A 14,473-nucleotide genomic window follows, 5' to 3' on the forward strand; every position below is an offset into this window, starting at 1 on the left:
ACCGTAGCCCGGATGGAGCGAAGCGCAATCCGGGACGGTACCAATTTGCGGGCAAGACCCCCGGATTTCGCTTGCGCTCCATCCGGGCTACGCAGTGTCCTCACAGCCGCGTCGCCCGCAGCCGCAGCGCATTTCCGACCACGCTCACCGAGGACAGCGCCATCGCCGCCGCGGCGATGATCGGCGAGAGCAGCACGCCGAAGGCGGGATAGAGGATGCCGGCCGCGATCGGAATGCCGGCGGCGTTGTAGATGAAGGCGAAGAACAGGTTTTGCCGGATGTTGCTCATCGTCGCCTGCGACAGCTTTCGCGCCCGGACGATGCCGACGAGGTCGCCCTTGAGCAGGGTCACGCCGGCGCTCTCCATCGCCACATCCGTGCCGGTGCCCATGGCGATGCCGACTTCCGCGGCGGCCAGCGCCGGCGCGTCGTTGACGCCGTCACCGGCCATGGCGACGCTGCGGCCGGCCTTTTGCAGCTTCGTCACCACCGCGCTCTTCTGATCCGGCAGCACCTCGGCCTCGACCTCGGCGATGCCGAGCCGGCGCGCCACCGCTTCCGCCGTGGTGCGGTTGTCGCCCGTCAGCATGATGACCTTGATGCCTTCGGCAGCTAACGCCTTCAGTGCCTCCGGCGTCGAGGCCTTGACCGGATCGGCGATCGCGAACAGGCCGGCGAGCCGGCCGTCGACGGCCATGTTGATCACGGTGGCGCCGTCCTGGCGTAGCCGTTCGGCTTCAGTGTCGAGCGCGGTAGTGTCGATCCGGATCGACGTCAGATATCTGGCATTGCCGAGCACGATGGTCTTGCCGTCGACCTTGCCGGTGGCGCCCTTGCCGGTCGGCGAGTCGAAGTGCTCGACCTGGCCGAGGGCCAGTTGCTTCTCCTTGGCCGCGCGCACGATCGCGTCGGCCAAAGGATGTTCGCTGGCGCGCTCGACGCTGGCGGCAAGCTTGAGGATGTCATCCTCCGCAAAGCCTGACGCCGGCACGATCGCGACCACCTTGGGCTTGCCCTCGGTCAGGGTGCCCGTCTTGTCGACCACCAGCGTGTCGATCTTCTCCATCCGCTCCAGCGCCTCGGCGTTCTTGATCAGCACGCCGCCTTGCGCCCCGCGGCCGACGCCGACCATGATCGACATCGGGGTTGCGAGGCCCAGTGCGCAGGGGCAGGCGATGATCAGCACGCTGACGGCGGCGACGAGACCGAAGGCCAGCCGCGGTTCCGGACCGAACCAGGCCCAGGCGCCGAAGGCCGCGAGGGCGACGACGATCACCATCGGCACGAACCAGCCCGCGACCTGATCGGCCAGCCGCTGGATCGGCGCGCGCGAGCGCTGCGCGTCCGCGACCATCTGCACGATCTGCGACAGCAGCGTCTCGCGTCCGACCTTGTCGGCGCGCATGATGAAGCTGCCCGACTGGTTCAGCGTGCCGGCGATCACCTTCGCGCCGGCCTCCTTGGTGACTGGCATGGACTCGCCGGTGACCAGCGATTCGTCGAGCGAGGAGCGGCCCTCGAGGATCACGCCGTCAACCGGCACCTTTTCGCCGGGGCGGACGCGCAGACGTTCGCCGGCATGGAGCGCATCGATTTCGACCTCGTGCTCGCTGCCGTCGTCATCGACGCGGCGCGCGGTCTTCGGCGCAAGCTGAAGCAGCGCCTTGATCGCGCCCGAGGTCGCATCGCGGGCGCGCAGCTCCAGCACCTGGCCGAGCAGCACCAGCACGGTGATGACGGCAGCCGCCTCGAAATAGACGGCGACCGCACCCTCATGGCCGCGGAACGTTGCGGGGAAGATCTGCGGCACGACGGTGCCGATGATGCTGTAGACATAGGCAACGCCCGTGCCCATCGCGATCAGCGTAAACATGTTGAGGTTGCGCGTCAGCAGCGACTGCCAGCCGCGAACGAAGAACGGCCAGCCGGCCCACAGCACCACGGGGGTGGCGAAGGCGAGCTGGATCCAGTTCGACAGCGTCTGATCGATCCAGCTGTGCGGGCCCGCGAGATGGCCGCCCATCTCCAGCACCACGGCCGGCAGCGCCAGCGCGGCGCCGATCCAGAACCGCCGCGTCATGTCGGCGAGCTCGGGGTTGGGGCCGGTCTCCAGGCTTGCCACTTCCGGCTCCAGCGCCATGCCGCAGATCGGGCAGCTGCCAGGTCCGACCTGGCGGATCTCCGGATGCATCGGGCAGGTGTAGATCGTGCCCGCGGGCATCTCCGGCTCGGGCGCCTTGTCCTTGGCGAGATATTTTGCGGGATCGGCGGCGAACTTGGTGCGGCAGCCGGCCGAGCAGAAATGGAAGGTCTCGCCGTGATGGTCGAAGCGGTGCTTCGAGGTCGTGGGATCGACAATCATGCCGCAGACGGGATCGTGCACCTTGCTGACCGCATCGCCATGGTCATGCGCGTGATGATGGTCGTGGCCGGCATGATCGCCGTGCCCGCCGCAGCAGGAGGCCGCCGGCTTGGTCGCTTCCGTCTTGGCCGCTTCCGTCTTGCCGGAACAACCGCATCCGGAATGTCCGTCCGCGCCCTGATGATGCCTGTGTTCGTTCATTGCCTTGCTCCGGCCTTATACCCCAGGGTCTTGCAACCCATACCCGGTAGGGGTATATAGACCCCATGCGCAAGGACATCAAGGCATCTGTCGGAAAACGCCTCGGCCGGATTGAAGGTCAGGTTCGCGGCCTCTCGAAAATGGTAGAGGAGGACCGCTACTGCATCGACATCGTGACGCAGATCTCGGCGGTGCGAGCCGCACTGCGCCGGGTCGAGGAGGAGGTCCTGAAGGACCACGTCGCCCATTGCGTCGAGCACGCGATCGCGAGCGGCGACAAGGCCGACCAACGCGAGAAGATCGCGGAGCTGATGGCGGTGATCGGGCGGGCGGAGCGGTAGGTCTTTACTCCCGTCATTGCGAGCGAAGCAATCCAGACTGTCCCTGAGGAAGTAGTCTGGATTGCTTCGTCGCAAGAGCTCCTCGCAATGACGGAGTTTGCTCGCGCCACACTCACAGGCGTCGTCCCCGCGAACGCAAGGACCCATAACCCCAGGGAAGGGTTTGACGAAGACTGGGAGTTCCGGATTTCTACCGTGCGCAGCCGATAGATCACGCGGTAGAGGTCCCTGCTTTCGCAGGGACGACAGCCGTTACGCCGCCCTCTCGCGCACCCGGCCACGGCGCCTCGGGCGGTACATCGCCAGCTTCTTCAGCAGCGGGACATGCCCGGGAACGCGTTCAGACGTCCCCGCAAGGCACTCACTCATTTGCGCAGCCGGAATTTCAGCCGGCGCTTCTTGGTCAACCGCCTCAGGAACGAGCGGCGGCGCACTGATCGTTTCTGGAAACACACTGAATGTGCCCGCTACCTCCTCGAGCGGCTTCTGCTTGTCGGCCCAGTGCAGGGCGGTGTAGTCGAACCCGTGCACGATGGTGGGTTTGACGACTTCGAAATAGGGCGAGATGTCGAAGTCGCGGGGCATGTAGAGCGAGGAATCGCGGATGTGCAGGATCTCGCGGCGGGCCGCGCGGCTGCCGGCCTTGGTGATCTTCGGCAGGATCGGATAGCGCACCGCGTCGAACGCCTGTGCGATCAGCGCCGAGCAGATGATCTTGGTGGGATCGCCCGAGCCGATCGCGATCATGCGTCGCCGCCAGCGCTGCGGCACCGGCAACGGGAACAGAAAGCGCATGAGGTCGACGATGTTCTTGGTGTCGTAGCCGAAGCCGATGCGGTTGATCGCATAGCGGCAGACGGTGGTGCGGTCCTCGTAGGACAGCCCGACCGGGCGGCAGACCCGGGTGTGATAGGGGAAATATTTCGACAGTGGGGCCGAGGTGACGCCTTCGCCGATATTGGCCTCGATCAGCACATGCGGCTCGCCGTCAGGCTCCGCGGCGCCCTCGACCGGGCCGACATAGAGCGCGGCATGCGACCAGGTCGACTGCGTCAGATATTTGATGATGCCGGAGATGCGGTTGTTGCCCTCGACCAACAGCACGTCGCCTGGCTCGATCACGCCGCGCAGGTGCTCCGGGTCGCTCGGCGTGAACGGCTCGTAGCCCGGCACCTCCTTGGAGAGGTACGCGGCAATCAGCTTGCCGACTGAATCTAGGACCGTCCCCATTTCCAACTCCCCCCACGGCCTTTTGCGGCCGTCTTTTTCCCTTCTCTATCATGGTCGAAACGTGTTGCAATTCGGTTCATCACTCCGTGACATCAAGCACGATTGATTCACCATGATGGTTGCCGTGCAACATCAGATGCGGCAAGGTTCGCTGACTGTTCCCGTTCGCCGCAAGTCCTCGGAAACCATGACATGACAATCACGCGCCGCGGTTTCCTTGTCGCGTCGGCGGGCCTTGCCGCGATGCCGGTCCTGCGCGCATCCGCCGCGCCTCTGCCGCGCGAGGCCGACATCGTCGTGATCGGTGCGGGAGCCGCGGGAATCGCTGCGGCGCGGCGCATCATGGCGACGGGCCGCAAGGTCGTCGTGATGGAAGCGGCATCGCAAGTCGGCGGCCGCTGTATCACCGACAGCACAACCTTCGAGGTGCCGTTCGACCGCGGCGCACGCTGGATGCACAATCCCGACACCAATCCGATGATCCGGCTGGCGCGCAGTGTCGGGCTGGACGTGCTGCCGGCGCCATCGGGCCAGAAGATGCGCATCGGCCGCCGTAACGCGCGCGCGGGCGAGACCGAGCAATTCCTGGCGGCGCTGGTGCGCGCCAACCGCGCCATCGACGATGCCTCGCGGGCTAAGCTGGATACCTCTTGCGCCTCCGTGCTGCCGAAGGATCTCGGCGACTGGGCGGGCGCGGTCGAGTTCATGCTGGGCGCGGGCTTTGCCGGCAAGGACCTGAAGGAGCTGTCCGCGATCGACAAGGGACGCGCGCAGGATCGCAACGCGGCGATCGCCTGCCGTCAGGGTCTGGGCACGCTGATCACCAAACTCGGGGAGCAGGCGCCGGTGGCGCTGTCGACGCCGGCGAGCCGCATCAGTTGGAGCAACCGCGACGTCAGCGTTGAGACGCCAGCCGGCAAGATCGCCGCACGCGCCGCCATCGTCACGGTCTCGACCAACGTGCTGACATCGGGCGCGATCAAGTTCACGCCCGACATTCCCAAACGCACGCTGGACGCGGCGTCGAAGCTCGGCCTCGGCAGCTATGATCGCATCGTGCTGCAATTGCCCGGCAATCCGCTCGGCCTGTCGCGCGACGATATCCTCATCGAGCAAAGCAATTCGACACGCACGGCGTTGATGTTCGCCAATATCGGCGGCTCCTCGCTGTGCTCGATCGACGTCGGCGGCGCGTTCGGCCGCGATCTCTCCGAGCAGGGTGAGAAGGCAATGGTCGCCTTCGCCAGGGAATGGATCACGAAATTGTTCGGTAGCGAGGCTGCGGCTACCGTCGGGAAGACCAGCGCCACGCGCTGGAACGCCTCGCCCTACGTTCTGGGTGCGATGTCGGCGGCTTCCCCCGGCGGTCAGCTGTCGCGCAAAACCCTGAGCGAGCCGATTGGCAATGTGTTCCTCGCCGGCGAAGCTACGCACGAGACGCTGTGGGGCACCGTCGACGGCGCCTGGGAAAGCGGCGAACGCGCCGCGGACGCAGCCTTGCGCAAGATCGGTGCGCTCAAGGACGATTCGGCGGATGTGCCGACGCAGTCGACGAAGAAGCGCCGCGTGCCGCGGCAGTAAGCCAGTCAAGCCGCCAAACACTCCGCCGTCGTCCCTGCGAACGCAGGGACCCATAACCACAGGGAGACGTTTGACGATGCCTCGCAGTTGAGAGATCGTCGTCGGGACTGTCACTTGTGTCTTATCGATAGATCACGCGGTATGGGTCCCTGCGTTCGCAGGGACGACAGCGGAGATAATCAGCGCAACACCCGGTCCAGCACCGGCAGTCCCGCGATCACCGCCATCGCGATCAGCCCGTAGCAAATCGCGCGAAACACCCGCTCGCTGGCGCGGCCGAACAGCGAGGCGCCGAATGCGACGCCGATCGCATAGACCGGGCCGACGATCAGCGAGAGCGCGAGCGATTCGCGGCTGATCAGCCCCGTGGCCGCGTAGCTGATCATCGAGAAGAAGTCAGACGCGCCGAAGAACAGCACGATGTTGGCGCGCGCGACGATCGGCGCGATCGGGCGGCCGAGCCAGTAGCCGACGATCGGCGGGCCGCCGGTCTGCGCGAGACCGCTGCAGAAGCCGGAGAGGCCGCCGATGCCGACCGAAAGCCAGGTGTGGTCCTTGCCACGATAGCGCCAGCCCGACAGCAGCAGGAGCAACAGCGCCGCGACGAAGCAGGAGATGATCCAGCGCGTGGTGACGGGTTCGAGTACGCTGAGAAAGTATGTGCCGACGGGCACGCCGACCAGCGCGCCCAGTACAATCACCGCGGTCGCCTTGCGGTCCGCCTTCCGCCACGCGTCCGGCAGCAGCGGCGCCGCCGCGACGAAATCGATCACCAGAAGCAAGGCGGCGACGAGCCGTGGCGCAGCAATGCTGCTTGCCAGCGGCATGAAGATCAGCGCCGAGCCGAAGCCCGAGAAGCCGCGTGCAGTGCCGGAAACGAAGGCGACGGCGCAGAGCGCCATCGCAATGGTGAGGCTGACGTCCTTCGGAAGGAAGTCCGCAAGGGTCATGCTTTATTTCCGGAGCATGATGTTGTCCGAAAACCGCTTCGCACTTTTCGGCATCATGCTCTCAGCGTGCCGCCGGTCTTCTTCGTGACCTCGGCCACGACCTTCGCCGCGACAGCCTCGATCTCCTGATCGGTCAGCGTCTTCTCGCGCGGCTGGATCGTCACCGCGATTGCGATCGACTTCTTGTCGTCGTCGATGCCCTTGCCCTCGTAGACGTCGAACACGTTCACGCCGGTGATCAGCTTCTTGTCGACACCCTGCGCGGCGCGCACGATGTCGCCCGCCTTCACGGTGCGATCGACGATGAAGGCGAAGTCACGCGAGACCGGCTGGAACGCCGAGAGCTCGATCAGTGGCTTGGCGCGGGTCGGCTTCTTCTTCGCTTCCGGAATACGGTCGAGGATCACCTCGAACACCATCAACGGGCCGTCGGCGCCGAGCGCCTCGAGCGCTCTGGGGTGCACCTCGCCAAAATAGCCGAGCACGTTCTGCGGTCCGATCTGGATCGTGCCGGAACGGCCCGGATGCAACCATGCCGGACCGCCGGCGACGATCTGCAGCGCCTGCATCGGCGCACCGGCGGCTGCCAGCACAGCCAGCGCGTCCGCCTTGGCGTCGAACACATCAGCCTGGGCCGAGCCCGACCAGTGCCGTCCCAGACCTTCCGAGGAGGCAAAGCCGCGGCGCACGCCGCTCGCGGCGATGAACTGATCCTGCGGGCGATCGCCCTTGAAGATTTGTCCAACCTCGAACAGCGCGACATCGCTGGCGCCGCGATTGGCGTTCGCCTGTGCGGCCGCGATCAGGCCCGCGAGCAGCGTCGGGCGCATGTCGGAGAGATCAGACGCGATCGGGTTGGCGACTTCGAGCTCGCGCTGGCCGCCGCCGAACAGTTTTGCCGCGGACTTCGTGATGAACGACCAGGTCACCGCTTCGATGATGCCGCGGCTTGCGAGCGCGCGCCTGGCGCGGCGGGTGCGCAGCTGCAGTGGCGTCAGCACCGGTTTGCGCGCGTCCTCGCCGCGCTCGAACGGCGTCATCGGCACCTTGTCGACGCCGAAGATGCGGACGATCTCCTCGACGATGTCGGCCTTGCCGTGCACATCCGTGCGCCACGAGGGCACCGCGACCTTCACCACCGGGCCGGGGCCCGCCATCATGAAGCCGAGATGGGTCAGGATGCGCTTCATCTCGACCTGCGGCACCTCGATGCCGGAGAGACGCTTGACCTCGGTGACGGGGAAGTCGATCACGCGGTCGTCGCCGAAGGATTTGCCGACCACGACGGTCTCGGACGGCGTGCCGCCGCACATCTCCATCACCAGCTTGGTCGCCAGCTCCAGACCCGGCACCATGAAGGCCGGATCGACGCCACGCTCGAAGCGGTAGCGCGCGTCTGAATTGATGCCGAGCTTGCGGCCGGTCTGGGCGATGTTGATCTCGTTCCACAGCGCCGATTCGATCAGCACGTCGGTGGTATCATCGTCGCAGCCGGAGGCTTCGCCGCCCATGATGCCGGCGAGCGATTCGACGCCGTGCTCGTCCGCGATCACGCAAATGGCGGGATCGAGATTGTAGGTGCGGCCGTCGAGCGCCAGCAGCGTCTCGCCGTCACGCGCGCGGCGCACGACCAGATTGCCCTTCACCTTCCTGGCGTCGAACACGTGCAGCGGCCGCGCGCGGTCGTAGGTCATGAAGTTGGTGATGTCGACCAGCGCGTTGATCGGGCGCAGCCCGATCGCGGTCAGCCGCTTCTGCAGCCATTCCGGCGACGGACCGTTCTTGACGCCACGCACGAGGCGGAGCGCGAAGCCCGGACACAGCGTGGAATCCTCGACCGTGACCTTCACAGGGCACGCGAATTCGCCCTTGATCGGCTTGATCGCGGGATCCCTGAACTTGCCCATGTCGGCGGCGGCAAGGTCGCGCGCGATGCCGTGCACGCCGGTGCAGTCCTGCCGGTTCGGCGTCAGGTTGATCTCGACCACGGGATCGCCGAGCGCGGCCCATTCGGTATAGCCGGCGCCAACAGGCGCATCCGCCGGCAATTCCATGATGCCGTCATGGTCGTTGGAGATCTGCAGCTCGGCCGCCGAGCACAGCATGCCGCGGCTCTCGACGCCGCGGATGGTGCCGACGCCCAGCGTGATGTCCTTGCCGGGAATGTAGGTGCCGGGCGGCGAGAACACGCTGACGAGACCCGCACGCGCATTCGGCGCGCCGCAGACGACCTGCACCGGCGCGCCGCCGTCACCGGTATCGACCATGCAGACGCGCAGGCGATCCGCATTCGGATGCTGCTCGGCCGAGATCACCTTCGCAATCGTGAAAGGCTTCAGCGCCTTCGCCTTGTCCTCGATGTTCTCGACCTCGAGCCCGATCATAGTGAGCTTCTCGGCGAGCTTGTCGAGCGGCTCGTCGGTCTCGAGATGATCCTTCAGCCAGGAGAGGGTGAATTTCATGGCTGTTTCTTCTCCACGGAGACGGTCTGCTCCCTCTCCCGCTTGCGGGGGAGGGTTGGGGTGGGGGCTCTCTCCGCGACGGTGGTCGCGATTATTTCAAGAACGCCGCCACGATTGGTCATGACATCGAGGTTGCTGAAGCGGAGCACCTTGAAGCCCATCGCTTCGATTGCGCTAGAGCGACGCGCGTCGGCGCGCTCGCCATCATTCGAGAAGTGTTGGCCGCCATCGAGCTCGATGACGAGCTTGGCTGCGTGGCAGATGAAATCGGCGATGTAATTCTCGATCGGCACTTGGCGGCGGAAGCTCACGCCATTCAGCCGGTTGCCACGTAGCTCCGACCAGAGGATTCGCTCTGCATCTGTTGAGTCGCGCCTGAGCGCACGAGCATTGGCTCGCAGCTTGGCCGATACCTTCCAGTCCGGATGCTTGGGATCAACCATCGGCAGCCCCATTGCGGAGAAACCCTCTCCCCAACCCTCCCCCGCAAGCGGGGGAGGGAGCTCGACCTGTCGAGCGGCAGGAGAATACGTACCCATACGACGAACGCCACACACGCGCTCTATCCATTCCCTCCCCCGCTTGCGGGGGAGGGGCAGGGAGAGGGCTGTCTCCGCAGAGGGAACGGAGAGAGTCTTCGCATGCCCGATCATCGCCATCACGAGCTCAGCCCTCCAGCCAGCGTCGGCACCTCCAGCGGCTTGAAGCCGTAGTGGCTCAGCCAGCGGACGTCGCTGTCGAACAGCTGACGGAGGTCGGCGATGCCGTATTTCAGCATGGCGATGCGGTCGATGCCCATGCCCCAGGCGAAGCCCTGATACTCGTCGGGATCGATGCCGCAGGCGCGCAGCACGTTCGGATGCACCATGCCGCAGCCGAGAATCTCGAGCCAGTCCTCGCCCTCGCCGAAGCGGATCTCGCCCTTGTCGCGGCGGCACTGGATGTCGACTTCCAGCGACGGCTCGGTGAACGGGAAGAACGACGGTCGGAAGCGCATGTTGATATGGTCGACCTCGAAGAACGCCTTGCAGAACTCGTGCAGGATCCATTTGAGGTGGCCGAGATGCGAAGTCTTGTCGATGACGAGGCCTTCGACCTGGTGGAATTGCGGCGTGTGGGTCGCGTCCGAATCGATGCGGTAGGTGCGGCCCGGGCAGATCACGCGGATCGGCGGCTTCTGGCTCAGCATCGTGCGCACCTGCACCGGCGAGGTGTGGGTTCGCAGCAGCATACGCGAGCCGTCCTCCTTCGGATGGAAGAAGAAGGTGTCGTGCATCTCGCGCGCCGGATGGCCTTCCGGAAAATTCAGCTTGGTGAAGTTGTAATCGTCGGTCTCGATGTCGGGGCCTTCGGCAACCGAGAATCCCATGTCGGCGAAGATGGTGGTCAGCTCGTCCCAGACCTGGCTCAGCGGATGAATGCGGCCGGCTTCCGTCGGCGCATCGCCCAGCGGCAGCGTGACATCGACGGTCTCGGACGCGAGCCGCGCATCGAGCGCGGCCGATTTCAGCACGTCGCGCCGGGCGGCGAGCGCCTGGGTGACCTCGTCCTTGGCCTGGTTGATCGCAGCGCCTTGCGTCTTGCGCTCGTCCGGCGACATCTTGCCGAGCGTTGCCAGCAAGGCTGAGATCGAGCCCTTCTTGCCGAGCGAGGCAACGCGGACGGCTTCGAGGGCCGTTTCGTCGCCGGCAGCACTGATCTGCGCGAGGATGGATTGAACGAGACTGGCGAGGTCGGACACGGTCGGATCCCTCAAACTTGCAAAAGGCTGCCGGGTTGTGGCCGCAGCCGGGGCGGAACGTCAAGCCGAATGGACGTCGTAAACGCGGGGCATTTGAACCGTAAAGGCATGGCTGGCACCAACCTGAACGCGAAGGAGGGGACGATGCGTTTGCGATCCTGCGTGGCCGGCCTGGCCCTGGTTCTCTTGCAAGGCTTTCTGGGAGGCGCGGCTCTCGCCGCCGAAGAATGCCAGGTCAAATCCACGTCGATGGATGACATCATCGTGGCCCTGAACGCGGCGCCGGGCTGCGAGCGTGCCATGAAGCAGTTCGAAGCCTGCGCATACGGCGCCAGCGGCGACGTACAGTTCGGTGAGGTGGTCGAGAAGAAGTGCGAGGCCGATTTCATCGGTCAGCTGCAGCCGCCACAGAAGCTCAGCTACCAACGCGAGTTGCGGGTCTGCGACCAGAAGTACCGGAGCAAGTCCGCCACCATGTATATCTCGGCCACGGCCTTCTGCCGGGCGGAGGTCGCCCAGCGCTACTCGCAACGTGCGCTGAAGGCCGGCAAAGCCGGCCGCTAGCGCCGCAGGGCTCAGGCCGCGAGCGCAGCCTTGGCCTTCTCGGCGATCGCCTGGAACGCCGCGGGCTCGCTGATCGCGAGATCCGACAGCACCTTGCGGTCCACGGTGATCCCGGACTTGGCCATGCCGTCGATAAATCGGCTGTAGGTCAGGCCGAACGGACGGACGGCAGCGTTGATGCGCTGGATCCAGAGCGCGCGGAAGGTCCGCTTCTTGCGCTTGCGATCACGGAACGCGTACTGCTGGGCCTTTTCCACGGCCGGCTTGGCGGCGCGGATGGTGTTCTTGCGGCGGCCGTAGAAACCCTTGGCGGCCTTGTAGACTTTCTTGTGCTTGGCGTGGGCGGTCACACCGCGTTTGACGCGAGACATGACAAAATCCTTCAGAGATGACTTTGGTTATCGGATTGCCGCGCAAGACGCGGCACGGTTGGCAATGATCGTGGACGCGATCAGGCGTTCGGCAAGAAGTACTTCTTGACGTTGTCGCCGTCGGTCTTGAACAGCACCGCGGTGCCGCGCAGCTGACGGATCTGCTTCTTCGTCCGCTTGATCATGCCGTGACGCTTGCCGCGATGGGCGAACATCACTTTGCCGGTGGCAGTCACCTTGAAGCGCTTTTTAGCGCCCGATTTGGTCTTCAGCTTGGGCATTTGGCTCTCCTAATGGCCACAGAGTTCCGCCCGCGAAGGCGGCTGGCCGTCAAAATGCTCGTTAGAGCGTTGATTGTGCTCAGGTTTTTACGAACAAGCGCAAAACCCGCACGAAACACCGCCACGGCAGCCCTTAATCAGCCGGGCGATGAAGGCTGGGCTTATGACAGAGGACAGGCCGATTGGCAACGATGAACCGGCAGAACCAGCCCGGCGACTATTCGGAATTGCGACCTCATGTCCAAGCCTGTCGCCTGGAGCAGGACCAAAATGGCCCATTTTTCCCGATCGCTTCCCTCTTTGACTGCTTTCGCCCGTCCGCGCCATCTGGCGCTTCTGGCCGTGCTCGCCACGACCGCGCTGCCGTCGACGGCCGATGCCCGCGTCGGCGGCTATGACGGCGTCTGGAATGTCACCTTCGCCACCACGCGGGGCAATTGCAGCTCCGGCTACAGCGTCCCCTTCACGGTGACCGGCAGCCGGGTGTCATCCGCCGGCGGCGGCCGGGTCTCCGGCAAGGTCAATCGCGGCGGTGCCGTTGCGGTCCAGGTCTCGGTCGGCGCGTCCCATGCCAGCGGCGGCGGCCGGCTAGCCGGCGTGAACGGAGCCGGCTCGTGGAGAGGTGTCATTTCCGGTGACCAGTGCAGCGGCACCTGGCAGGCGACACGGACGTAGCTGTCGCCGGGAAAGCTGCTGCGCACCTCCCTGCCTGCAGGGAGGTGAAAACAAAACGGCCCGCCGGAGATCCGGACGGGCCGTTGAACTCTTGAGTTCCAAACAACCGGCGTCAGCGCGGCGCCAGAACCATGACGACCTGACGGCCCTCGAACCTGGCGTCCTGCTCGACCTTGGCGAGCTCGGCGACGTCGGTCTTGATCTTGTCGAGCAACTTGGTGCCGATCTCCTGGTGCGCCATTTCGCGGCCGCGATAGCGCAGCGTGATCTTGACCTTGTCGCCCTCTTCGAAGAACCGCTGCATCGCGCGCATCTTCACGTCGTAATCGTGGTCGTCGATCATCGGGCGGAGCTTGATCTCCTTGATCTCGACGATCTTCTGCCGCTTGCGGGCTTCGGCGGCTTTTTTCTGGGCCGAATACTTATACTTCCCGTAGTCCATGATCTTGCAGACGGGAGGGCTGACGTTCGGCGAGATCTCGACCAGATCCATGCCGGCTTCCTGGGCCATCCGGATGGCCATGACGGTCTCGACCGTGCCTTTGTTGTCACCGGCCTGATCGATCAGCTGGATCTGCGCATTGCGAATATCATCATTGATGCGCGGCCCATCTTTGCTGGCGACGGGCGGGGCTTTATTGGGACGGCGAATGGGTGGTTCTCCAAAGTTGTGAAAGAGGCTGCTATTTTGCAGGAAGATGCGTTTGCCGGCAAGCAATTCGCTCCTGCGCGAAACGAAAAACCCTCAAATGCGAGGTATTTCGGCCACGCCTGGGCACGCTGACCGACATAGACACCTTGCTTCCGTTCCGCAAGCGTCCCAAAGGGACAATGCCGGTCTCCGGCGCTGCGGAAGACGACCCGACAGCTCAAACCGCGCAGCCAGGTTAAACGTTCCATGAGCCATGCAATTCCCGATGCCGTACTCGATACCATCGACGTGGGTGAGGGCCCGTCAGCACGCAGGATCGCGGTGCGCAGCCGGCGCGGGCAGGGGCCCGGGCTGGTCTGGCTCGGCGGATTCAAATCGGACATGCAGGGCAGCAAGGCCCTGGCACTGGACGCCTGGGCCCGAGACCACGGCCGCGCCATGGTCCGGTTCGACTATTCCGGTCACGGCGAATCCGGCGGCGATTTCGCCGATGGAACCATCGGACGCTGGCTGGAGGAGTGCGTGGCGGTGTTCGAACGGTTCTGCGATGGCCCGCAGGTCCTGATCGGCTCCTCCATGGGCGGCTGGATGGCCCTGCTGCTCGCGCGCGAGATCAGGAAGCGATCCGGCGCGGCCTCGCTCGCGGGCTTGGTGCTGATCGCGCCAGCGCCGGACTTCACCGAGGAGCTGATGTGGAAGAATTTTTCGCCGGCGGTGAAGCAGGAGATCGAGACCAAGGGTCTCTGGCTGCGGCCATCCGAATATGGCGACGGCTCGCCCTATCCGATCACGCGGAACCTGATCGAGGAAGGCCGCAATCATCTCGTGCTCGGCAGCGCCATCGATCTCGGCTGCCCGGTCCGCATCCTGCAAGGTGCGAAGGATCCTGATGTCCCCTGGCAGCACGCTTTTGCGCTGACGCATCGCCTGCCGGCCGACGACGTCGTGCTGACCATGATCCAGGACGGCGATCACCGCCTCTCGCGCCCGCAAGACATCGCGCGCATTCTTGCCGCGGTGGCTGAGATCGGGTGAAGTGCCTTCTTCCTTCAGGAGGCAATC

Annotated in this window: 14 protein-coding genes; 5 read left to right on the forward strand and 9 right to left on the reverse strand. The window is 65.1% G+C overall.

Going from position 1 to position 14,473, the window contains the following annotated elements; translation table 11 throughout:
* Positions 1–100: 100 nt before the first annotated feature.
* On the reverse strand, positions 101–2,563 hold the full coding sequence (locus tag GGD65_RS21750; RefSeq protein ID WP_183236554.1) for a heavy metal translocating P-type ATPase: 2,463 nt from the start codon (positions 2,561–2,563) through the stop codon (positions 101–103).
* A gap of 65 nt (positions 2,564–2,628) precedes the next feature.
* On the opposite strand from GGD65_RS21750, the gene GGD65_RS21755 reads away from it, so the two are divergent.
* Positions 2,629–2,904, forward strand: a complete 276-nt coding sequence (locus GGD65_RS21755) for a metal-sensitive transcriptional regulator (RefSeq protein ID WP_007598521.1) — start codon at positions 2,629–2,631, stop codon at positions 2,902–2,904.
* A 252-nt stretch (positions 2,905–3,156) separates the two neighbouring features.
* Here the strand turns inward: GGD65_RS21755 and GGD65_RS21760 are convergent, their stop codons facing one another.
* Positions 3,157–4,134 (reverse strand): YiiX/YebB-like N1pC/P60 family cysteine hydrolase, encoded by a 978-nt coding sequence (locus GGD65_RS21760; protein WP_179732524.1) that lies wholly within the window; start codon positions 4,132–4,134, stop codon positions 3,157–3,159.
* Positions 4,135–4,326: 192 nt separating this feature from the next.
* Between GGD65_RS21760 and GGD65_RS21765 the strand changes: the two genes are divergently transcribed.
* Positions 4,327–5,715, forward strand: a complete 1,389-nt coding sequence (locus GGD65_RS21765; RefSeq protein ID WP_183236555.1) for an NAD(P)/FAD-dependent oxidoreductase — start codon at positions 4,327–4,329, stop codon at positions 5,713–5,715.
* A 179-nt stretch (positions 5,716–5,894) separates the two neighbouring features.
* Here GGD65_RS21765 and GGD65_RS21770 read toward each other — a convergent pair whose 3' ends face one another.
* The 4 genes from GGD65_RS21770 to pheS form a co-directional block, all read right to left on the reverse strand.
* Entirely contained in the window at positions 5,895–6,665 is a 771-nt protein-coding gene (locus tag GGD65_RS21770; RefSeq protein WP_018323481.1) for a sulfite exporter TauE/SafE family protein, read from the reverse strand.
* A gap of 53 nt (positions 6,666–6,718) precedes the next feature.
* On the reverse strand, positions 6,719–9,127 hold the full coding sequence (pheT, locus tag GGD65_RS21775) for a phenylalanine--tRNA ligase subunit beta (RefSeq protein ID WP_183236556.1): 2,409 nt from the start codon (positions 9,125–9,127) through the stop codon (positions 6,719–6,721).
* The gene (locus tag GGD65_RS21780; protein ID WP_183236557.1) at positions 9,124–9,570 is read right to left on the reverse strand and encodes an endonuclease domain-containing protein; all 447 of its coding nucleotides are present in this window, start codon (positions 9,568–9,570) and stop codon (positions 9,124–9,126) included. The genes pheT and GGD65_RS21780 overlap by 4 nt, the downstream gene beginning before the upstream one ends.
* Positions 9,571–9,785: 215 nt before the next feature.
* Complete coding sequence (pheS, locus tag GGD65_RS21785) at positions 9,786–10,868, reverse strand: phenylalanine--tRNA ligase subunit alpha (protein WP_183236558.1); 1,083 nt, start codon at positions 10,866–10,868, stop codon at positions 9,786–9,788.
* A gap of 69 nt (positions 10,869–10,937) precedes the next feature.
* Here pheS and GGD65_RS21790 point away from each other — a divergent pair, with 69 nt between their 5' ends.
* Positions 10,938–11,432 (forward strand): hypothetical protein, encoded by a 495-nt coding sequence (locus GGD65_RS21790; protein WP_312017728.1) that lies wholly within the window; start codon positions 10,938–10,940, stop codon positions 11,430–11,432.
* A gap of 11 nt (positions 11,433–11,443) precedes the next feature.
* Here GGD65_RS21790 and rplT read toward each other — a convergent pair whose 3' ends face one another.
* Together rplT and rpmI are read right to left on the reverse strand one after the other, a co-directional pair.
* Positions 11,444–11,803 (reverse strand): 50S ribosomal protein L20, encoded by a 360-nt coding sequence (rplT, locus tag GGD65_RS21795; RefSeq protein WP_027561620.1) that lies wholly within the window; start codon positions 11,801–11,803, stop codon positions 11,444–11,446.
* Positions 11,804–11,883: 80 nt separating this feature from the next.
* Entirely contained in the window at positions 11,884–12,084 is a 201-nt protein-coding gene (rpmI, locus tag GGD65_RS21800; RefSeq protein ID WP_008143958.1) for a 50S ribosomal protein L35, read from the reverse strand.
* Positions 12,085–12,354: 270 nt separating this feature from the next.
* Here rpmI and GGD65_RS21805 point away from each other — a divergent pair, with 270 nt between their 5' ends.
* The gene (locus tag GGD65_RS21805; protein ID WP_183236559.1) at positions 12,355–12,759 is read left to right on the forward strand and encodes a hypothetical protein; all 405 of its coding nucleotides are present in this window, start codon (positions 12,355–12,357) and stop codon (positions 12,757–12,759) included.
* A gap of 112 nt (positions 12,760–12,871) precedes the next feature.
* On the opposite strand, the gene infC is transcribed toward GGD65_RS21805, so the two are convergent.
* On the reverse strand, positions 12,872–13,411 hold the full coding sequence (gene infC, locus GGD65_RS21810) for a translation initiation factor IF-3 (protein WP_080670072.1): 540 nt from the start codon (positions 13,409–13,411) through the stop codon (positions 12,872–12,874).
* Between the two features lie 246 nt (positions 13,412–13,657).
* Between infC and GGD65_RS21815 the strand changes: the two genes are divergently transcribed.
* Positions 13,658–14,446, forward strand: coding sequence for a carboxylesterase (locus GGD65_RS21815; RefSeq protein WP_179732536.1), 789 nt, complete (start codon positions 13,658–13,660; stop codon positions 14,444–14,446).
* Positions 14,447–14,473 lie beyond the last annotated feature (27 nt).

Source organism: Bradyrhizobium sp. CIR18 (assembly GCF_014198295.1).
Classification (GTDB): Bacteria; Pseudomonadota; Alphaproteobacteria; order Rhizobiales; family Xanthobacteraceae; genus Bradyrhizobium.

Bases quoted from the DNA above. Each gene is read 5' to 3' on its own strand.
- GGD65_RS21750 (WP_183236554.1), bottom strand. From the start codon at position 2,563: ATGAACGAACACAGGCATCATCAGGGCGCGGACGGACATTCCGGATGC.
- GGD65_RS21755 (WP_007598521.1), top strand. From the start codon at position 2,629: ATGCGCAAGGACATCAAGGCATCTGTCGGAAAACGCCTCGGCCGGATT.
- GGD65_RS21760 (WP_179732524.1), bottom strand. From the start codon at position 4,134: ATGGGGACGGTCCTAGATTCAGTCGGCAAGCTGATTGCCGCGTACCTC.
- GGD65_RS21765 (WP_183236555.1), top strand. From the start codon at position 4,327: ATGACAATCACGCGCCGCGGTTTCCTTGTCGCGTCGGCGGGCCTTGCC.
- GGD65_RS21770 (WP_018323481.1), bottom strand. From the start codon at position 6,665: ATGACCCTTGCGGACTTCCTTCCGAAGGACGTCAGCCTCACCATTGCG.
- pheT (WP_183236556.1), bottom strand. From the start codon at position 9,127: ATGAAATTCACCCTCTCCTGGCTGAAGGATCATCTCGAGACCGACGAG.
- GGD65_RS21780 (WP_183236557.1), bottom strand. From the start codon at position 9,570: ATGGTTGATCCCAAGCATCCGGACTGGAAGGTATCGGCCAAGCTGCGA.
- GGD65_RS21790 (WP_312017728.1), top strand. From the start codon at position 10,938: ATGGACGTCGTAAACGCGGGGCATTTGAACCGTAAAGGCATGGCTGGC.
- rplT (WP_027561620.1), bottom strand. From the start codon at position 11,803: ATGTCTCGCGTCAAACGCGGTGTGACCGCCCACGCCAAGCACAAGAAA.
- rpmI (WP_008143958.1), bottom strand. From the start codon at position 12,084: ATGCCCAAGCTGAAGACCAAATCGGGCGCTAAAAAGCGCTTCAAGGTG.
- GGD65_RS21805 (WP_183236559.1), top strand. From the start codon at position 12,355: ATGGCCCATTTTTCCCGATCGCTTCCCTCTTTGACTGCTTTCGCCCGT.
- GGD65_RS21815 (WP_179732536.1), top strand. From the start codon at position 13,658: ATGAGCCATGCAATTCCCGATGCCGTACTCGATACCATCGACGTGGGT.